Origin of the sequence: Sphingobium wenxiniae (genome assembly GCF_007830065.1) — a bacterium.
Lineage (GTDB): Bacteria > Pseudomonadota > Alphaproteobacteria > Sphingomonadales > Sphingomonadaceae > Sphingobium > Sphingobium wenxiniae.
Window position 1 is genome coordinate 424,947 of record NZ_VLKK01000001.1, and the last position, 17,235, is coordinate 442,181.

General features: G+C 64.4%; 22 protein-coding genes. 16 read left to right on the forward strand and 6 right to left on the reverse strand.

The genetic code is table 11. From position 1 onward, the window contains the following. Positions 1–35: 35 nt before the first annotated feature. Both IQ35_RS02055 and carA read right to left on the reverse strand, forming a co-directional pair. Positions 36–404 carry a ribonuclease E inhibitor RraB gene (locus IQ35_RS02055; protein WP_145071818.1) on the reverse strand — a complete coding sequence of 123 codons (369 nt, stop codon included), beginning with the start codon at positions 402–404 and terminating at the stop codon, positions 36–38. Further along, positions 401–1,567, reverse strand: a complete 1,167-nt coding sequence (gene carA / locus IQ35_RS02060) for a glutamine-hydrolyzing carbamoyl-phosphate synthase small subunit (RefSeq protein WP_145071819.1) — start codon at positions 1,565–1,567, stop codon at positions 401–403. The genes IQ35_RS02055 and carA overlap by 4 nt, the downstream gene beginning before the upstream one ends. A gap of 157 nt (positions 1,568–1,724) precedes the next feature. On the opposite strand from carA, the gene IQ35_RS02065 reads away from it, so the two are divergent. The 12 genes from IQ35_RS02065 (at position 1,725) to IQ35_RS02115 (ending at position 11,637) form a co-directional block, all read left to right on the forward strand. Beyond that, positions 1,725–2,177, forward strand: a complete 453-nt coding sequence (locus tag IQ35_RS02065; protein ID WP_145071820.1) for a GatB/YqeY domain-containing protein — start codon at positions 1,725–1,727, stop codon at positions 2,175–2,177. Positions 2,178–2,237: 60 nt separating this feature from the next. Then, on the forward strand, positions 2,238–2,621 hold the full coding sequence (locus IQ35_RS02070; RefSeq protein WP_145071821.1) for an endonuclease domain-containing protein: 384 nt from the start codon (positions 2,238–2,240) through the stop codon (positions 2,619–2,621). Next, positions 2,618–4,522, forward strand: coding sequence for a DNA primase (dnaG, locus tag IQ35_RS02075; protein ID WP_145071822.1), 1,905 nt, complete (start codon positions 2,618–2,620; stop codon positions 4,520–4,522). The genes IQ35_RS02070 and dnaG overlap by 4 nt, the downstream gene beginning before the upstream one ends. Positions 4,523–4,564: 42 nt before the next feature. Next, a complete protein-coding gene (rpoD, locus tag IQ35_RS02080; RefSeq protein ID WP_021243848.1) occupies positions 4,565–6,610 on the forward strand; it encodes an RNA polymerase sigma factor RpoD in 2,046 nt (681 codons plus the stop codon). A gap of 138 nt (positions 6,611–6,748) precedes the next feature. Further along, a complete protein-coding gene (locus tag IQ35_RS02085; protein ID WP_021243847.1) occupies positions 6,749–7,429 on the forward strand; it encodes a DUF6975 family protein in 681 nt (226 codons plus the stop codon). 92 nt (positions 7,430–7,521) lie between these two features. Continuing rightward, positions 7,522–8,367 carry an AAA family ATPase gene (locus IQ35_RS02090; protein WP_021243846.1) on the forward strand — a complete coding sequence of 282 codons (846 nt, stop codon included), beginning with the start codon at positions 7,522–7,524 and terminating at the stop codon, positions 8,365–8,367. Between the two features lie 330 nt (positions 8,368–8,697). Then, entirely contained in the window at positions 8,698–9,738 is a 1,041-nt protein-coding gene (locus IQ35_RS02095) for a hypothetical protein (protein WP_145071823.1), read from the forward strand. Between the two features lie 95 nt (positions 9,739–9,833). Then, positions 9,834–10,433: a hypothetical protein gene (locus IQ35_RS02100; RefSeq protein ID WP_021243844.1), complete on the forward strand. Its 600-nt coding sequence runs from the start codon at positions 9,834–9,836 to the stop codon at positions 10,431–10,433. A gap of 123 nt (positions 10,434–10,556) precedes the next feature. Next, positions 10,557–10,763 (forward strand): cold-shock protein, encoded by a 207-nt coding sequence (locus tag IQ35_RS02105; protein ID WP_021243843.1) that lies wholly within the window; start codon positions 10,557–10,559, stop codon positions 10,761–10,763. A 275-nt stretch (positions 10,764–11,038) separates the two neighbouring features. After that, the gene (locus tag IQ35_RS21720) at positions 11,039–11,170 is read left to right on the forward strand and encodes a hypothetical protein (RefSeq protein ID WP_260401389.1); all 132 of its coding nucleotides are present in this window, start codon (positions 11,039–11,041) and stop codon (positions 11,168–11,170) included. A gap of 34 nt (positions 11,171–11,204) precedes the next feature. Further along, positions 11,205–11,411, forward strand: a complete 207-nt coding sequence (locus IQ35_RS02110; protein WP_021243842.1) for a hypothetical protein — start codon at positions 11,205–11,207, stop codon at positions 11,409–11,411. Further along, the gene (locus tag IQ35_RS02115) at positions 11,404–11,637 is read left to right on the forward strand and encodes a hypothetical protein (protein ID WP_221441967.1); all 234 of its coding nucleotides are present in this window, start codon (positions 11,404–11,406) and stop codon (positions 11,635–11,637) included. Before IQ35_RS02110 ends, IQ35_RS02115 begins: the two co-directional genes overlap by 8 nt. A gap of 128 nt (positions 11,638–11,765) precedes the next feature. Here the strand turns inward: IQ35_RS02115 and IQ35_RS02120 are convergent, their stop codons facing one another. Then, entirely contained in the window at positions 11,766–12,899 is a 1,134-nt protein-coding gene (locus tag IQ35_RS02120) for a pyridoxal phosphate-dependent aminotransferase (RefSeq protein ID WP_145071825.1), read from the reverse strand. Positions 12,900–12,965: 66 nt separating this feature from the next. On the opposite strand from IQ35_RS02120, the gene IQ35_RS02125 reads away from it, so the two are divergent. Continuing rightward, complete coding sequence (locus tag IQ35_RS02125; protein WP_021243839.1) at positions 12,966–13,229, forward strand: hypothetical protein; 264 nt, start codon at positions 12,966–12,968, stop codon at positions 13,227–13,229. A gap of 52 nt (positions 13,230–13,281) precedes the next feature. Then, positions 13,282–13,794: a hypothetical protein gene (locus tag IQ35_RS02130; RefSeq protein ID WP_145071826.1), complete on the forward strand. Its 513-nt coding sequence runs from the start codon at positions 13,282–13,284 to the stop codon at positions 13,792–13,794. Positions 13,795–13,801: 7 nt separating this feature from the next. Here IQ35_RS02130 and IQ35_RS02135 read toward each other — a convergent pair whose 3' ends face one another. From IQ35_RS02135 to hemB, 3 genes are read right to left on the reverse strand one after another with little or no spacing between them, the layout of a single operon-like run. Next, a complete protein-coding gene (locus IQ35_RS02135; RefSeq protein ID WP_021243837.1) occupies positions 13,802–14,371 on the reverse strand; it encodes a gamma carbonic anhydrase family protein in 570 nt (189 codons plus the stop codon). Positions 14,372–14,396: 25 nt separating this feature from the next. Continuing rightward, positions 14,397–14,534 (reverse strand): hypothetical protein, encoded by a 138-nt coding sequence (locus tag IQ35_RS21015; protein ID WP_021243836.1) that lies wholly within the window; start codon positions 14,532–14,534, stop codon positions 14,397–14,399. Continuing rightward, the gene (hemB, locus tag IQ35_RS02140; protein ID WP_145071827.1) at positions 14,527–15,522 is read right to left on the reverse strand and encodes a porphobilinogen synthase; all 996 of its coding nucleotides are present in this window, start codon (positions 15,520–15,522) and stop codon (positions 14,527–14,529) included. Before hemB ends, IQ35_RS21015 begins: the two co-directional genes overlap by 8 nt. 214 nt (positions 15,523–15,736) lie before the next feature. Here hemB and IQ35_RS02145 point away from each other — a divergent pair, with 214 nt between their 5' ends. Together IQ35_RS02145 and IQ35_RS02150 are read left to right on the forward strand one after the other, a co-directional pair. Then, positions 15,737–16,480, forward strand: a complete 744-nt coding sequence (locus IQ35_RS02145) for a head GIN domain-containing protein (RefSeq protein ID WP_145071828.1) — start codon at positions 15,737–15,739, stop codon at positions 16,478–16,480. Next, entirely contained in the window at positions 16,432–17,157 is a 726-nt protein-coding gene (locus tag IQ35_RS02150) for a GIN domain-containing protein (protein ID WP_021243833.1), read from the forward strand. Before IQ35_RS02145 ends, IQ35_RS02150 begins: the two co-directional genes overlap by 49 nt. The last annotated feature ends 78 nt before the right edge of the window (positions 17,158–17,235 follow it).

Here is a 17,235-nt window from a genome sequence, read left to right on the forward strand (position 1 = left end):
ATCGGCGCCGTCGAAGGCTGTTCGTGAAGCGATGGTCAATGCACTGCCCCTGTCCGGGCTTCGCAACCCCAGCCGTCATATTCGACGCCGCACAGGATTTCGATCTGAAGGCATTTGAGGGTCAGCGCGCGGATTGACTGTTCATCCACCGCCTGTTCGCATTCGAGGAAGAGGTAGAGTTCCCCGTCCTCGCCTTCTTCCCGGTCCAGCTCGACAAAACCGAATTGGCTGGCGATCGTCACGACGCGTTCGAAATCCTTCTCGCTTCCACGGAAGCTGACGTCCACGAGGCGCGGGATGCGCGGCTTGTCGCCATTTTTGGCGAGATTGGCAAGGACGCCCTTGTCGGCTTCCCACTCCTCGTCGAGGCGGGCAGGATCGACCGCGGGCAATTTGATGCTCACGCCTTCAACCCCTCCACGAACCGCTGGAACAAATAGAAGCTGTCCTGCGGCCCCGGTGAGGCTTCGGGGTGGTACTGGACCGAAAAGGCTTTCCTGTCCGTCAGTTCAATGCCGCAGTTGCTACCGTCGAAGAGCGACACATGGGTCGGCTTGGCATTGGCGGGGAGCGTGTCCGTGTCGACCGCGAAGCCGTGGTTCATGCTGGTGATCTCGACCAGCCCGTCCGACAGGCGCTTGACCGGATGGTTCGCGCCGCGATGGCCCTGATGCATCTTGACCGTCTTCGCGCCGACCGCGAGGCCCAGCAACTGGTGGCCGAGGCAGATGCCGAAGATCGGCACCTCCGCCTCCAACGCCTGCTTGATCACCGGCACCGCATAGTCGCCCGTCGCTGCCGGATCGCCGGGGCCGTTGGAGAGGAACAGGCCGTCGGGCTTCTGCTCCATGATCTGCTCGAAGGTCGCGGTGGCCGGCAGCACGGTCACGCGCGCGCCGGCCTTCACCAGATTGCGGAAGATGTTGTTCTTCGCGCCATAGTCGATGGCAACCACATGGGGCCGCTCATCCCCCGCTTCTCCCAGCCCATAGCCGAAGCCCAGACGCCACACGCCGTCTTTCCAGAGACGGCTTTCCTTGCCCGTGACTTCGATGGCGAGGTCCATGCCCTCCAACCCCGGCCAGCTTGCCGCCTTCTCCGCGAGGGCGGCGAGATCGAACCGGCCTTCGGGATCATGGGCGATCACGACATTGGGCGCGCCCTTCATCCGGATCATCCGCGTCAACGCGCGGGTATCAACGCCCGCGAGGCCGATGCGGCCTTTCTCCCTCATCCATTGGTCGAAGGGTTCGACATTGCGGAAATTGCTGGGTTCGGTCACGTCCTGCCGCACGATGCAGCCCAGCGCATGGGGGCTGTCCGCCTCCACATCGTCCAGGTTGGTGCCGACATTGCCGATATGGGGAAAGGTGAAGTTGATGATCTGCCCGGCATAGCTGGGATCGGTCATGATCTCCTGATAGCCCGTGATGGAGGTGTTGAAGCAAAGCTCTCCCACCGCTTCGCCGACCGCACCGAAACCGCGTCCGAACACGGCCGAGCCATCGGCGAAAACCAATACCCCCGTCGCTCCTTTGGGCACGGTCAGGGATTTGGCGTCGGCCATGGCTTGCAAGTCCTTCTTATGCTTTTTGCGGGACCCCGTCTTCAACGGGTTAAACGGCCCGCCACCTATGCCTAGCAGGCCGCGCGGTCAACTCCTGTTCAAAATCTCTTTTCGCATTATATCTGTCTCTTTCCCGGTAGACAGGATTCTCATCGCCATGATTCGCGAGCAGCTAAAGAGCGCCCAGGTCGAAGCCATGAAGGGCGGCGACAAGGAGCGCCTCGCCGCCGTGCGCCTGATCCTTGCGAAACTCAAGGATCGCGACATCGAACTGCGGACCGCCAGCAATGTTCCCGACGACGATACGGTCGTGGTCGAAGTGCTCCAGAAGATGGCGAAGCAGCGCCGCGAATCGATAGAGATGTTCCAGAATGGCTGCCGCGACGAACTCGCCGCGAAGGAACAGGCGGAACTGGACGTGATCGACAGCTTCCTCCCCGCGCGACTGAGCGAGGAGGAGACGAAGGCCGCGATCGAGGCGATCAAGGCCGAAGTCGGCGCGTCGAGCGTCAAAGACATGGGCCGCGTGATGGCGGCGCTCAAGGAACGCCACGGATCGGTGATCGACATGAGCAAGGCCGGCGGGCTGGTGAAGGCGGCTTTGATCTGACAGTGCTTATAGCTCCCCACCGCCTGCGGGAGGGGTTTGGGGAGGGAATGTTCAACGCCCATGGACGAAGGCTATGCCCGCCCCACAGCCAAAGCACGGCAGCTTCGCAACAACGCGACAGATACAGAATGCGCCTTATGGCGGGCGATCAGCGCCCGAAAAGTCGCTGGCGTGCGTTTCAATCGACAGGCGCCGGTCGGCCCTTATATCTGCGACGTCATCGCGCGCTCGCTCCTGTTGGTGGTGGAGGCCGATGGCGGCCAGCATAGCGCGGGAACCGATGCAGCGCGGACTCGCTATCTGGAAGCGGAAGGTTATCGGGTGATCCGCTTCTGGAATAATGAAGTGCTGGGAAATCTGGACGGAGCGGCTGCGGAAATCGAACCGGTGATTGCGGACACGCCCTCCCCCGACCCGTCCCGCAAGCGGGAGGGGAGCTTGTGAGTCTTTCCCCCGCCTTCCTCGACGAACTGCGCGCGCGCACGTCGCTCTCGACGCTGATCGGCCGTACCGTGAAGGTCCAGAAGGCCGGCCGCGAGTATAAAGCCTGCTGCCCCTTCCATAATGAGAAGACGCCCAGCTTCACGATCAACGATGAGAAGGGCTTCTATCACTGCTTCGGCTGCGGCGCGCATGGCGACGCGATCCGCTGGATGACCGACCAGCGGGGCCTGCCCTTCATGGAGGCAGTGAAGGAACTGGCGCAAGCGGCGGGCATGGATGTCCCCGCGCCCGATCCCCGCGCCGCCCGCCGCGCCGAACAGACCAGAGGGCTGCACGACGTCATGGCCGCGGCGCAGGGCTTCTTCGAGGAGCAACTGGGCGGCATCGACGGGGCGGAGGCGCGCGCCTATCTCCAGCGCCGGGGCATAAGCGACGCCACCCGCCGCGCTTTCGGCTTCGGCTATTCCCCGGATTCGCGCGGCAAGCTCAAGACCGCGCTCAAGGATTTCGGCGAATCCGTGCTGATCGAGGCCGGGCTGCTCATCGACCCGGATGGCGCCGAACCGGATAGTGGGAAAACCAGCAAGCGCGACAGCTACGACCGCTTCCGCGGCCGCCTGATGCTTCCGATCCGCGACATCCGGGGCCGCGTGATCGCCTTCGGAGGCCGCATCCTGGGCCAAGGCGAGCCGAAATATCTCAATTCGCCCGACACGCCCCTCTTCGACAAGGGCCGCACGCTGTACAATATCGACCGCGCCTCGCCCGCCAGCCGCCGGTCGGGCCGCATTGTCGTGGTCGAAGGCTATATGGACGCGATCGCGCTGGCGCAGGCCGGTTTCGCCGAAGCGGTGGCCCCGCTCGGCACCGCGCTCACCGAGCACCAGATCGAGCGCTTGTGGAAGATGGCGGACGTGCCGATCCTCTGCTTCGATGGCGACTCGGCGGGGCAGAAGGCCGCGATCCGCGCGGCCGCCCGCGCCCTGCCCCTGCTGCGCCCCGGCATGAGCCTTGCCTTCGCCACCCTGCCGGGCGGGCAGGACCCGGACGACCTGATCCGCGCCGAAGGTCCCGCCGCCATGGAAACCGTGCTGGGAAGCTCCGAACCCTTGGTCGAGCGCCTGTGGAAGCATGAGCATGGCGCTGCCCCGCTCGACACGCCCGAACAGCGGGCCGCGCTCAAGCAGCGCCTTTCCGCCCTGACCGACGCCATCGCCCATCCCGATGTGCGCGCCCATTATGTGCAGGCGTTCCGCGAGCGTTATGACGCCCTGTTCTTCGCCCGCCGCCCGGCCTTCGCCTCCGGCCCGCGTCACAGCCCGCGCACGGGCGGCGGCAATTGGCAGCGCGACCGGCGCGGCAATTGGAAACCGCCGCTCCCGCCCGCCGGAACCGAAGTCCGCGCCATCGGCGAAAGCGGCATGGAACAGCGCCTTTTGCGCGCGGTTCTCGCCAGCCTGCTGCGTCATCCCGAACAGATCGCGCTCCATCGCGAGATGCTTTCGGGGCTTCAGATCGCCGACTCCGCGCTCGCGCAATTGCTCGACGCGATGATTGCAGCGTCCTTCCGCAAAGAAACAGTTGAAACCCAGGGCCTCCTTACCATATTGGGGCAAGGTGAAGTGTATAATATGGCGAAGGGGATGCTCCGGGCCGACACGTTCACATTCACCCCCCACAGAATGACAGCCGACCCCGGTCGCGCGGCGCGTGATCTGGATGAAGCGATTCGGGTGATGGCGCAGGGACCGGAGCTTGAAATGAACCTGGCTGCGGCCACCCGGCGGGCGATGGAAGATGTCAGTGAGGCGAACCTGTCCGCTCAGCAACAGGCCCTGACCGCGCATCGGAACCATCTGGCCCGCCTGGCGGAACTGGCGCAGTCCGAAGACATTATTTGATTGGATCGTCCCTTTCGGGCCGATGAAGTTTAAGGCGAATAAATGGCGACCAAAGCGAACGGCAAGGCTTCAGGTGAGGATACGGATACCGGCGACGCGCCGCTGCTCGATCTGAACGAGGCGTCGGTCAAGAAGCTGATCGCCCGTGCGAAGAAGCGCGGCTATATCACCTATGACGAATTGAACGACGCCCTGCCGCAGGACCAGATGTCCTCCGAGCAGATCGAGGACATCATGTCCGCGCTCAACGAAATGGGCGTCAACATCGTCGAGAATGAGGAAGCCAGCGAAGACGGCGACGATCAGCGCGACGATGCCGAGGACGACAGCGCCGACGAGAGCGCCGAAGACGATGGCTCGCCGCGTCCGGTCGCCGAAAAGAAGAAGGAAACCATCGATCGCACCGACGACCCGGTCCGCATGTACCTGCGCGAAATGGGCGCGGTGGAACTGCTCAGCCGCGAAGGCGAAATCGCCATCGCCAAGCGGATCGAGGCGGGCCGCGACACGATGATCCTTGGGCTTTGCGAAAGCCCGACGACCTTCAACGCGATCATCGAATGGTCGACCGCCCTCAACAATGGCGAGATGCAGCTTCGCGAGATCCTCGACCTCGACGCCATGCTGTCCAAGGATCCGGCTCCGGAAAATCTGGAGGAAGGGGCCGAGAATGATGACGGCGAAATCAGTGAAAAGACCGCCGGCCCCAGCTTCAAGGAAGAGGAAGAGCCGGAGGAGGAATCCGCCGACGCCGACGAGGATGAGGACGGCCTGACCGAACGCCGCTCCCGCCGGGTGGAAGAGGAAGAAGAGGAAGACAACACCCTCTCCCTCGCCCAGATGGAAGAGACGCTCAAGCCGGTCGCGCTGGAGAAGTTCGCCACCATCACGGAAATTTTCCGAACCTTCTCGAACGCCCAGGCGGCGCGCATGGCTGCCATGGCCAATGGCGAAACCCTGAGCCAGAAGGCGGAGGACAGCTATCAGGAATTGCGCGAGCAACTGACGGCCGAAGTCGAAAGCGTCCAGTTCCACCAGCAGAAGATCGAATATCTGGTCGACCAGCTTTATGCCTATAACCGGCGCCTTACCGCGCTGGGCGGGCAGATGCTGCGGCTGGCCGAACGGCACAAGGTCAGCCGCAAGGATTTCCTCGGGCGCTATGTCAATCACGAGCTTGACGACGGCTGGCTCGACAAGGTCAGCGGCCTCGACAAGAAATGGGCCGCCTTCGCCGCCGCCGAAGCCCGCGCGGTCGATCGCATCCGCAACGAGGTGAGCGAAATCGCGCAGGCGACCGGCATGTCCCTGAGCGAGTTCCGCCGCATCGTGAACATGGTGCAGAAGGGCGAGCGCGAAGCGCGCATCGCGAAGAAGGAAATGGTGGAGGCGAACCTGCGCCTTGTCATCTCCATCGCTAAAAAATATACGAACAGAGGGCTGCAATTCCTTGATCTTATTCAGGAAGGCAATATCGGCCTGATGAAAGCGGTCGATAAGTTCGAATATCGGCGCGGCTACAAGTTCAGCACCTATGCGACCTGGTGGATCAGGCAGGCGATCACGCGCTCCATCGCGGATCAGGCCCGCACCATCCGCATCCCGGTCCATATGATCGAAACGATCAACAAGCTGGTCCGCACGTCCCGCCAGTTCCTGCACGAGCAGGGCCGCGAACCGACCCCCGAGGAAATGGCCGAACGCCTCTCCATGCCTTTGGAGAAGGTCCGCAAGGTCATGAAGATCGCCAAGGAGCCGATCTCGCTCGAAACGCCGATCGGCGACGAGGAGGATTCGCATCTGGGCGACTTCATCGAGGACAAGAACGCCATCATCCCGGTGGACGCGGCGATCCAGGCGAACCTTAAGGAAACGGTGACGCGCGTTCTGGCGTCGCTCACCCCCCGCGAGGAGCGCGTGCTGCGGATGCGCTTCGGCATCGGCATGAACACCGATCACACGCTGGAGGAAGTGGGCCAGCAGTTCAGCGTGACCCGCGAACGCATCCGTCAGATCGAGGCGAAGGCGCTGCGCAAGCTCAAGCACCCGTCGCGCTCGCGCAAGATGCGCAGCTTCCTCGACCAATAGAGAGGTTTGCACGACGAAATCGGGGAAAAGGCGGCGGAAAAAGCCGCCTTTTTTCTTGCCGTAAACCCCTCGTTTACCCCGGTGCGATAGTTTCTCCCCTCAGCCTTAAATGCATGTGGGCACAGGGGTTTTCTGGTGATGAACGACGCGGCGCAACGCTATCGGCCTGGGGACATAGCGCAGGTTCTCGACTCGCTGATCGCGGCGGACGGCACCGGCGCTCATCATTATGCGCATCGGGCGGCTGGCGATCACGGTCTGCGCGACGCGCTGCCGTCGCTGTCGGACCTTGCCGACGCCGCCTATTATCTTTGCCTGCTTCATGGACGCCATCCCGGCGTCATCGACCATGCCGCCACCCGATCCGCCGACAATGCCGCGCGCCAATGGTTGATTGCCACCGCCGACGGATTCGCCCGCGAGCGCGCCTATCTGACGCAGGTGACCGTGGCAGTCGGCCCCGCCCCCAGCACCGCCGGACAGGCCGATTGCGAAACGACCGTCAGCCAGCAGCGCCATGCGCTCGACATGCTCGCCCAGTCCGACCGGCGCGGCTGCGCGATGGGCGCGGCGCTGGCGCTGGCGCTCGACTGGCGCGCCGTGCGCCGCGTGCTGGACAAGGCCGCGATTCGCGCGGGCCTTGAACCTGCCCTTTCCACGCTTCCCGACCGCCGCGCCACGCTGGACGTCGCCCGCGCCATCGGCGGCGACGACGCCATCGACCGTGCGCTCCAGTTCGGTGCGCGCCAGTTGCTGACCCAGCATCGCGGCCTGTGGGATTTGATGGCCGCCCGCGCCGAAATCCGCGCCCGCTCCTGATCGCCCGGCATCCGCCGCGCCGCACAAAACGCATTGCGCCCGCCCCTCGCTTTGCCTAGTCCGTTGGACGGACAGCAAGGAACGGGAACACCATGCGATTTGAAGGCACGCAGGATTATGTCGCCACCGATGATCTGAAGGTCGCGGTCAACGCCGCCGTGCTGCTGCGCCGCCCGCTGCTGGTGAAGGGGGAGCCGGGCACCGGCAAGACCGTGCTGGCGCAGGAAATCGCCAAGGCGCTGGACGCTCCGCTGATCGAGTGGAACGTCAAGTCCACGACCAAGGCGCATCAGGGGCTCTATGAATATGACGCGGTCGCCCGCCTGCGCGACGGGCAGCTCGGCGACCCGCGCGTCCATGAGATTTCCAACTACATTCGCAAGGGCAAGCTGTGGGAAGCGTTCACCGCACCCAGGCTGCCCGTGCTGCTGATCGACGAGATCGACAAGGCCGATATCGAATTTCCCAACGACCTGTTGCAGGAACTCGACCGCATGGCCTTCCACGTCTACGAAACCGGCGAAACCATCGCCGCGCAGGAACGCCCGGTCGTCGTCATCACCTCCAACAATGAGAAGGAACTGCCCGACGCGTTCCTGCGCCGCTGCTTCTTCCACTATATCAAATTCCCCGACCGCGAGACGATGCAGGCCATTGTCGACGTCCACTTCCCCGGCATCCAGAAGATCCTGGTCAGCAAGGCGATGGATATCTTCTACGACATCCGCGAAGTGCCCGGCCTCAAGAAGAAACCTTCGACCAGCGAGCTGTTAGACTGGCTCAAGCTGCTCCTCAATGAGGACATGCCACTGGACGTGCTCCAGAACAGCGACCCGACCAAGGCGATCCCGCCCCTCCATGGCGCGCTGCTCAAGAATGAGCAGGATATCATGATGTTCGAACGCCTCGCCTTCATGGCGCGGCGGCAGGGGCGGTAAGTCCGCTTTCGCTAGATCGGGGCCGGTTCACGCGGAGAATATGGACGCGGCCGAAGGCTTTTTGTTGGGAGGTTATGCAGTTTTGCAAATCCGCTCATGCAAGGATTGTTTTCGGCCATTTCCGCCATTCAATATGTCGGAGGAATGGCAGGAATCCACCTCCATAACCGCCATTCCGCACAGAGGTTGTAAGCTACTCTCCGCCTCTCCGCGTCTTCGCGATCAAAATCCTGACCGAATCCCTTGCCGAGCGCTTGCAAGCCCGGCATCCTGATTTCCTGTCATTCAAGGCTGCGCCAAGACGGTCTGGATCAGGAAAAGGATGCCGATATGCCCCTGCCGCGTGCATTGCCCCTCGTTTCGGTCCTGCTGGCGCTCAGCGCGCCCGCCTCCGCGCGCGCGGCTGACGCCGTTGAAGCCTGGACGCCCACGCAAACCGCCCTGCGCGCCAATGCCGCGGGCATAGCCCTGCCGCAGACGGTGGCGGGCCTCTCCCTCGCCAAGAGCGGAGAAGCGTCGAACGGCGGCAAGGGCATCGACAACTACGCCCAATATCTGTCCGAAGACGGCACGATCCAGGCGACGCTCTACGTCTATCTGCCTAGCTACGCCGACGCCGCGCTCGCCGCATATATGACGGACAAGGCGGTGATGGAGCGCTTCGGCGCGAAGACCCGCCGCACCAGCTACGCCAGCGTAGCGGCGGGCGGCCATCCCGGCACCGCCATCCGCGCGGTTTATGACGATGCCGCCGATGGCGCGCTCGCCACCGCCGCCGCCTTCGTCCATGCGGGCCGCTGGGTCGTGAAGATGCGCGTCACCGGCCCTGCCGAGCGCCGCAAGGACGTGCTCGCGGGGCTGGACGGCATGATCGCAAGCCTCGCCTTCGACGATCCCAAGACGCTCCACGCGGCCGCCCCGGCAAAGATCAACCCCTGCCCCGCCCCCGACAGCCGCGACGCCCGCCTCACCGATGCGGCCCCCGCCGGCGCGGAAGGAAGCGGCATAATAGCGATTCCCCGCGACGGTCAGGGTAGCCTGTGCCTGCGCGGCACCATCGAAACGGCGGAGGGCCGTTATGAGATGCTGCAACAGGCCGGGGTGGAGGGCGGCGCGATCATCGTGCCGACGGACGACATGGGCGGCCTGATCGCCTTCGATCCCGCGGCGGACGGAACGGGCTACCGCCTGTCGATGCACGCGCTGGGCCGGACCGACCTTTACGGCGTCTATGACCGCGTTCCCAGCACGCGCCAGATCGCCGCCATCATCGACGGCAAGGACCCGCAAACCGCGCAGGCCCAGGCCACCACCGCCTATGCCGCCAATGGCGACGTGACGGTCAGCGTGGTCCGCGGGACGCCGCGATAAGGGACGGCGAAAAGTGGCGAACCGGATGCTGAAATGCTAATCGTTCCCGTCATGCAATACGGCGCGCTTTCCGGCGCGGTGCTTTTTGATGGGAATTGCGCGTCACCCAGCCATCGCGATCCTGCCGGCCCGAAGCAGACGCCGCCTGCGATCCGCTGACGCGCGCCTATCTGACATTGTTGTCGGGCTGTTCCTTCTGGGAACGCCATGCCCCGATCGGCGACAAGCTGGCCACCGGGCGCAGGTCCACGATAGTCGCGCGCCTGACCGGCAACCGGCTGCGGGAGCTGGATCGCTTTCTGTCCGTCCTTCTGGATGAAGCGGCTCTTCGCCATGGCGGCCCCGGCCATGACCGGCGCGCCTTCGCGCGGCAGCGCAACACGCCGCGCAAGCTGATTGCCGTCGCGAGGATGATGGACCTGGACGGCCCCTCCATCCCGCGCCTTCGCGCCATCGGGCGAATATCCGCCTGCCTGCACCATTGTTCCGGGGTGATCCACGCCCCCGCATTGAGGAACGATCTTCGCCTGGCCACGGGCCGCGACGTAATCGACGATGAATATCCCCGGCTTTTCCTGTCCGCCGAATCTATCGCCGCCATCTGCCATTTCTATCGGCAGATCGGCGGCGGGCTGGTACGCGATGCCGTCCGCGAAGGCGCCGCATTGACTTTTCCGGGAATATGGTCGATATAGGGTGCGCTAACGTCGCCTGCGACGGAATTTGACCCCATGGGGTTCTCCTTCCCTTCTCGCGCTACCAGCTCCGCCCGTGCTTTTTGCGGGCGGGTCAATCGTTTTCGTGAAAGGAAACACCTCATGCCCATCGGAACCGTCAAATTTTTCAACGCCGACAAAGGCTATGGCTTCATTGCGCCCGAAGACGGCGGCAATGACAGCTTCGTGCATATCTCCGCCGTAGAACGCGCTGGCATGGCCACGCTTCAAAAGGACCAGCGGCTGAGCTACGAAGTCGAAACCGACCGCCGTGGCAAGCAGTCCGCCGTCAACCTCGAAGCGGTTTGAAGGCCGGATTTGCGGTAAACCTGGTTTTCACGCAAAGTCCGATCCTATCCCGGCAAGGCCATCGGCGTTGCCGGACCACATTCTTCGCATTCCTGTCCGCACGGCTGATGGGAATGCGGAGGCTGTCCCCCTGAACGCAGGGAGCCGCCGCCTTGGCGCGGCCGATTTTTCAGCCCGCGGGCTTGCACCGATGCAAGTCTGCCGGCGCGGGCCGCGCTTAACGAACGCGGCGCCCTTTTCCACCCATTGCGCGCCTGTTGCGCGCCAGGATTATCATGAGTTTCAAGACACATTCTATTTCTTCCCTTTCCCATCGCCGGCTTCTCCGTTCGCAGCGCAAGCCCATCCCCGCCGGTATTTTGTCAACGCAGGATCTGCGCCGTATCGTAGCCGAAATGCTCGGCTGAAAGGCTTCGGCCTCCGCCCGTCCGGGAGATTGCCATGTCCGCCACCAGCGATTTCTATCTGGCCCGCGCCGCACAATGCGAGCGTGAGGCCGGCGAAACCAATCTGGTCAATGTCCGCGAGCGCTGCCTGCGGGCCGAGGCGGCATGGCAGGCCATGGCCGACCGGGTTCTGAAAGGGGAAGCGGATCGCAAGCGGCAAATCGCCGCAAAGGCGATCGATCAGGAGCAGTCCATTGGCTAGGCAATTCAGGAAAAATGCAGGCGGTCCTCGCCTTTCACCCGAACAGGCGGTACGGCAGGGGCGCATATCGCAACTGGCGATCGCGCGCGTTGGCGCGCAAAACGCCATCGCGTTCCTGAACGGACATGACGAGGCGCTGGGCGCCCGTCCGCTGGATCTCGCGATAGAAAGCGCCGCGGGCCTGCACGCCGCCGAGCAGCTTTTGCTCGACAGGACGGGCGGCTGACTTCCGCGTCCGGCTTTTTAGGGCCGGATGTCAGCTTTCGCCGGCATGACGGAAACGATATGAGCGACGTCCGCACACCCTTATAATCGCCATTCGGCGCGGACGTTTGCAGACCATATAATCTCCAATCAAATTCCCTGCGCGGCGAACCAGGGAATCATGCGGGCGATGGCGTCCTCCACCCTGTCGGTCGACACCGCGAAGCTGAAACGGATGTGGCGCTGGCCGTCCACGGGATCGAAATCGATTCCGGGCGCGGCGGCGACGCCAGTTTCGCGCAGCAGCTTCCGGCAGAAGGACAGGCTGTCATTGGTGAGGTGTCCCACATCGGCATAGATGTAGAAGGCCCCGTCCGGCGGCGCGATTTCCTTGAGGCCGAGCGCGGGCAGCGCATCCAGCAGCAATTGCCGGTTGCAGCGATAGGTCGCGACATGCCCCTCCAACTCCTCCGCGCAGTCCATGGCGATCAAGCCCGCATGTTGCGCAAGGGACGGCGGCGTCAGGAACAGGTTTCCCATGCGCGCCCTTGCCGCATCGATCAGGCCGGGCGGCACCACGATCCAGCCCAGCCGCCATCCGGCCATGCTGAAATATTTGGAAAAGCTGTTCACGATGAGGGCGCCGGATGCATATTCCAGCATGGAATGGGCAGGCTCGCCATAAGAGAGGCCGTGATAGATCTCGTCTGAGATGATGCGGATGCCTCGCTCCGCGCAGACCTGCGCGATGGCCGCCAGTTCTTCCGCCGGGATGATGGTGCCGGTGGGATTGGCGGGGCTGGCGAGGATCAGGCCGCCGGGCGCTGGGTCAAGCTTCACGAGGGCGGCCGCGCTGATCTGGTAGCGGTCGGCGGGGCCGCAATCGACCTCCTCCACCTCCAGATAGAGGGTTTTGAGCGTATTGCGGTAGGCGACGTAGCCCGGCCGCGCCGTCGCCACCCGCGCCCCCGGCGCGAACAGGCAGGACAGCGCCAGCACCAGCCCCGGCGATGCGCCGCAGGTGAGCAATATCCGCTCCGGGTCGACCGTCACGCCATGGCGTTCGTCGTAGAGGCGGGCGATGCGGGCCTTGAGCGCGGGGCTTTCCCAATAGCCCATCGGGTCGGTGTCGAGGATGTCATGGGCCGCTGCGATGGCGGCGGCGGGCGCGCCGGTCGAGGGCTGGCCAAATTCCATGTGGAGGATGGAGCGCCCTTCCGCTTCCAGCCGATGGGCTTCGCGGCTGATGGCGATGGCGTGAAAGGGTTCGATGCTGGCGATCATCGCCCCGTGCCTAAAGAGGGTATCGCCGCCCCGCAACCTTTGGCGTGCGATGGGCGTTGAACAGGGGTGAGCGAAACCGTCCTTGACGCATTTCAATATTATGGCGCGGGGGCGGCGACGCTGGCGGCGCTGGTCGTGTCGCTGCATCTGGGGCGGCGCATCACCGGATGGGCCTTTGTCCTTTTCGTCACCTCATCGGTCGCGCTGATCCTCTGGGGATTCCTGGCGGAGGACAGCGAAGGCATTGGATGGCAGAATGTCGCGCTGCTGGTCATCAACGCGATCGGCGTGTGGCGCTATCTGTTTTCAAAGCACAAGCCGAAGGATTGACGCGGCACAAGCGCCATTGCGCGCCGCGCCGCCGCCCCCTAGATGGAAGGCCATGATATCGCGCCGGCTGCTGACCTCCATCGCTCTTTTCCTGTCCGGCTGCGCGGGGACGCAGCAGGGTTATCCTTCGCTGGCCAAGCGCGCAGTGGAAGACGCGCCGATGGCGCAAGTCACTCCGCCGTCCGTCCCTGTCGCGGCCGATGCGGCGTTGAAAGCGCAGTTGGGCAAGCTTTCCGCCCAGGCGCAGGCCGGGAAAACCGCCTTCGACAATGCCTATCCCTCGGCGGACCGTGCCACGCAGGCGGCACGCGGCGCGCCGGTATCAAGCGATGGCTGGATCGCGGCGCAGGTCCTTGTCAGTTCGCTGGAGTCCGCCCGCAACGACAGCGTATCGGCGCTCGCCAGCCTCGACACACTGTATGTCGAACGCAGCAACGCCATCGCCGAGGGCGAGGAACAGGGCGGCACGGAGGAGATCGATGCCGCACGGTCGACCGCACTCGCCATCGTGGACGGCCAGAACGATCGGCTGGACGCGCTCCGGGCGCGGTTGGCTCAGCCCTGAACCCTTATCAGCGCGCGGCCTTGACCACGCCCTTGTGCGCCTTTCCATTGTGGACATAGCGTTCGACGCCTTCGCGCATCCCGATCAGCGCCTCGTCCGACAGGTCGCGCATATATTTGGCGGGGCGGCCTGCCCAGAGCTGGCGGTGGGGGACCGTCTTGCCTGGCGACAGCAGCGCTCCGGCGGCGAGCATGGCGTCGCTTTCCACCACGCAACCGTTCATCACCACCGTCGACAGGCCGATGAAGGCGCGATCCAGCAGCGTGCAGCCGTGGATCATCGCCATATGGCCGATCAGCACCTCTTCACCGATCAGGGTGGGATAGCCCTCCGCCGGGCCATGGCCTTCGTCCGGGCTGTCGCAATGAACCACTGTGCCGTCCTGGATGTTCGTCCGCGCGCCGATGCGGATGCGGTTCACGTCGGCGCGAATGACGCAATTATACCAGATGGAGACGTCCTCCCCGATCTCCACATCGCCGATGATGCGGCATCCCGGCGCGATGAAGGCACTGGGGTGAATGACCGGCATCTTGCCGTTGAAGGGGATGATGGTCGCTCCGGGATGGTTGGTCATGGCAGGCGTCCTCAATTCGGTCTGTTTAGGCTGTAGGTGACATGGGCGCGAAGGGGTTCCCCTCCGAAAGGGGATCGGTGCAGATCGCCTGAAAGGGCGCGGCGTCCGCGTCGCGCCATGCGCGCAGGATCAGCCGCTCCGTCTCCAGCGCGACATCAGCCATGGAGCAGGCGCGCGGCGTGGAGCGCGTGATAGGTGAGCACGCCCGAACAGCCCGCCCGCTTGAACGCCATCAGCGTTTCGAGCACCAGCGCGTCGCGGTCCCCTGCCCCGGCGGCCACGGCGGCCTCGATCATCGCATATTCGCCCGACACCTGATAGGCGAAGACGGGCACGGCGAAGGCGTCCTTCAACCGGGCGATGATGTCGAGATAGGGCAGGCCCGGCTTCACCATGACGCTGTCCGCGCCTTCCTCCAGGTCGAGGGCGACTTCGCGCAGCGCCTCCTCGCTGTTGGCGGGGTCCATCTGATAGCTTTTCTTGTCGCCCTTGAGCAGCCCGCGCGATCCCACCGCGTCGCGGAACGGGCCATAGAAGGCGCTCGCATATTTGGCGGAATAGGCCATGATCTGCACATTGGCGTGGCCTTCCTCCTCCAGCGCCTCGCGGATCGCGCCGATGCGACCGTCCATCATGTCGCTGGGCGCGATGATGTCCGCGCCCGCCGCCGCCTGATTGAGCGACTGGCCGATCAGCATGTCGATGGTGGCGTCGTTCAGGACATAGCCCGCTTCGTCCAGCAGGCCGTCCTGCCCGTGCGCGGTATAGGGGTCGAGCGCCACGTCGGTCAGGATGCCGATGTCGGGCACCGCGTCCTTGATGGCGCGGATGGCGCGGCACATGAGATTGTCGGGGTTGAGCGCTTCGACGCCGTCGTCGCTGCGGCGTTCGGGCTGGGTGTTGGGAAAGAGCGCGAGGCAGGGGATACCGGCGTCGCGGGCTTCCTTCGCGCGCTGAACCATCAGGTCGACCGACCAGCGCGACACGCCGGGGAGCGCGGCGATGGGTTCCTCCACCTCCTGCCCTTCGGTCACGAACAGCGGCCAGATGAAATCGGCGGGGCTGAGGCGGTTTTCGGCGTGCATCGCCCGGCTCCAGGCCGAAGCGCGGGGGCGGCGCAGACGCAGCGCCGGATAGGAAGCGTAAGTCATGGGCGGGGTTTAGGCCCCTCCCCTTCCCGGATCAAGCGAAGGCGGGGGCAAAGCATGTCCGGGGCGGTTACACGAGGCGCATTTTGGCTGGACTTTGCTCCTTGTCAGGAAGGACATGGGCAGATCCGGCGTTCTATGCATCCGCGAACCATTGGGACTTGGAACCCGAAGCGGCATTCTGTATTAACAATACAATACAGTTAAGGAGTGTGCGATGCCCAAATCCCTTCCCTTGTCCGCGCTGCTGCTGGCGGGCCTTTCCATCATGACGCCTGCCTGTTCGAAGGAAAGCGGCGGCAATGCCGCGCCTTCGGGCAATCAGGGCGCGCAGGCCGCGCAAGACTGGTCGGGACTCAAGGACTTCAGCTCTATCGAGGCCGTGGGGCCGGATGATGTGGCCGTGACCATCGGCAACGGCTTTGCCGTGAAGGCGGAGGGCGATCCCAATGCCATCGAAAAGCTGGAGATCAAGGTCGAGAATGGCCGGTTGAAGATCGGGCGCAAGTCGCAATGGACCGGCTCCAGCGACAGGGGTGCGACGGTCCGCGTCACCATGCCCTCCATTGCCGCTGTCACGCTGACCGGATCGGGAGATTTCGACCTCGATCGCGCGGAAGGCAAGGCGCTGGACCTGTCGTTGACCGGATCGGGCGACATGGAGATCGGCGCTGTGCGGCTGGGTAGCCTGAAGGCCGATATTACCGGCTCCGGCTCCATCGAGATCGCGGGCACGGCGGATGAAGGCAAGCTGTCCCTCACCGGATCGGGCGATATCGATGGAGAAAAGCTGAAACTGGGCAAGGCGGACGCTTCGCTGATGGGCAGCGGCGACATCGACTTTGCGTCCGACGGCGCGGTTGCTATCAACATCATGGGACCGGGCAATGTTACGGTGAAGGGCAAGGCACAATGCAGGACAAATGGTATCGGCCCGGGCGAGGCGCGCTGCGCGCCCTGATCCTGCTGGGCGCTGCGGGATGCGGTGCGTCGGCCGACGCGGCGAGCCGGGGCTATACCATCACCAGCTTCGATGCGATCCGGGTGGAAGCGCCCGTGAATGTCGTCGTCGCCACCGGCATGGGACCGTCCGCCCGCGCCGATGGCGACCAGCATATGCTTGACCGGCTGAAAATCGACATATCGGGACGGCTGCTCTCCATCACCATGGAACGGGCGCGGCCGGGCGAAAGCGGCGGCGGGCCAGTAACCCTTCGCCTTTCAACCGGCGCGCTGGGTCGCGTCGTGCTGACGGGCGGCGGATCGGTGAGGATCGACCGCATGAAGGGCTTGCGCGGCGAAATCTTGCTGGGCGGCAATGGCGACGTCACGGTGGATGCGGTGACGCTGGACCAGCTCGACCTTGGGCTGGCAGGCGGCGGCCGGGCTACGCTGAACGGCCGTGCGGGCGATGCGAACATTCGTATCACGGGACCGGGCGCTGTCGCCGCCGAGGGGCTTTCGGCGCGGCAGGCCAGAATCAGCAACGATGGTGCGGGAAGCGTTTCCATCACCGCCGACGTGAACGCCAGAGTGACCGCATCGGGATCGGGCGATATCACGGTCGCGGGCAAGGCCGCGTGCAGCGTCGACAATCGCGGGACCGGCCGCATCAGTTGCGGCGGCAAATCCTTCTAGAATCATCGTTCCGATGGAGATGGAGGGCAGGCATCGCGGCCACGATGTCCGCCGTCCGCGCCTGTTTTATCGAAGTCT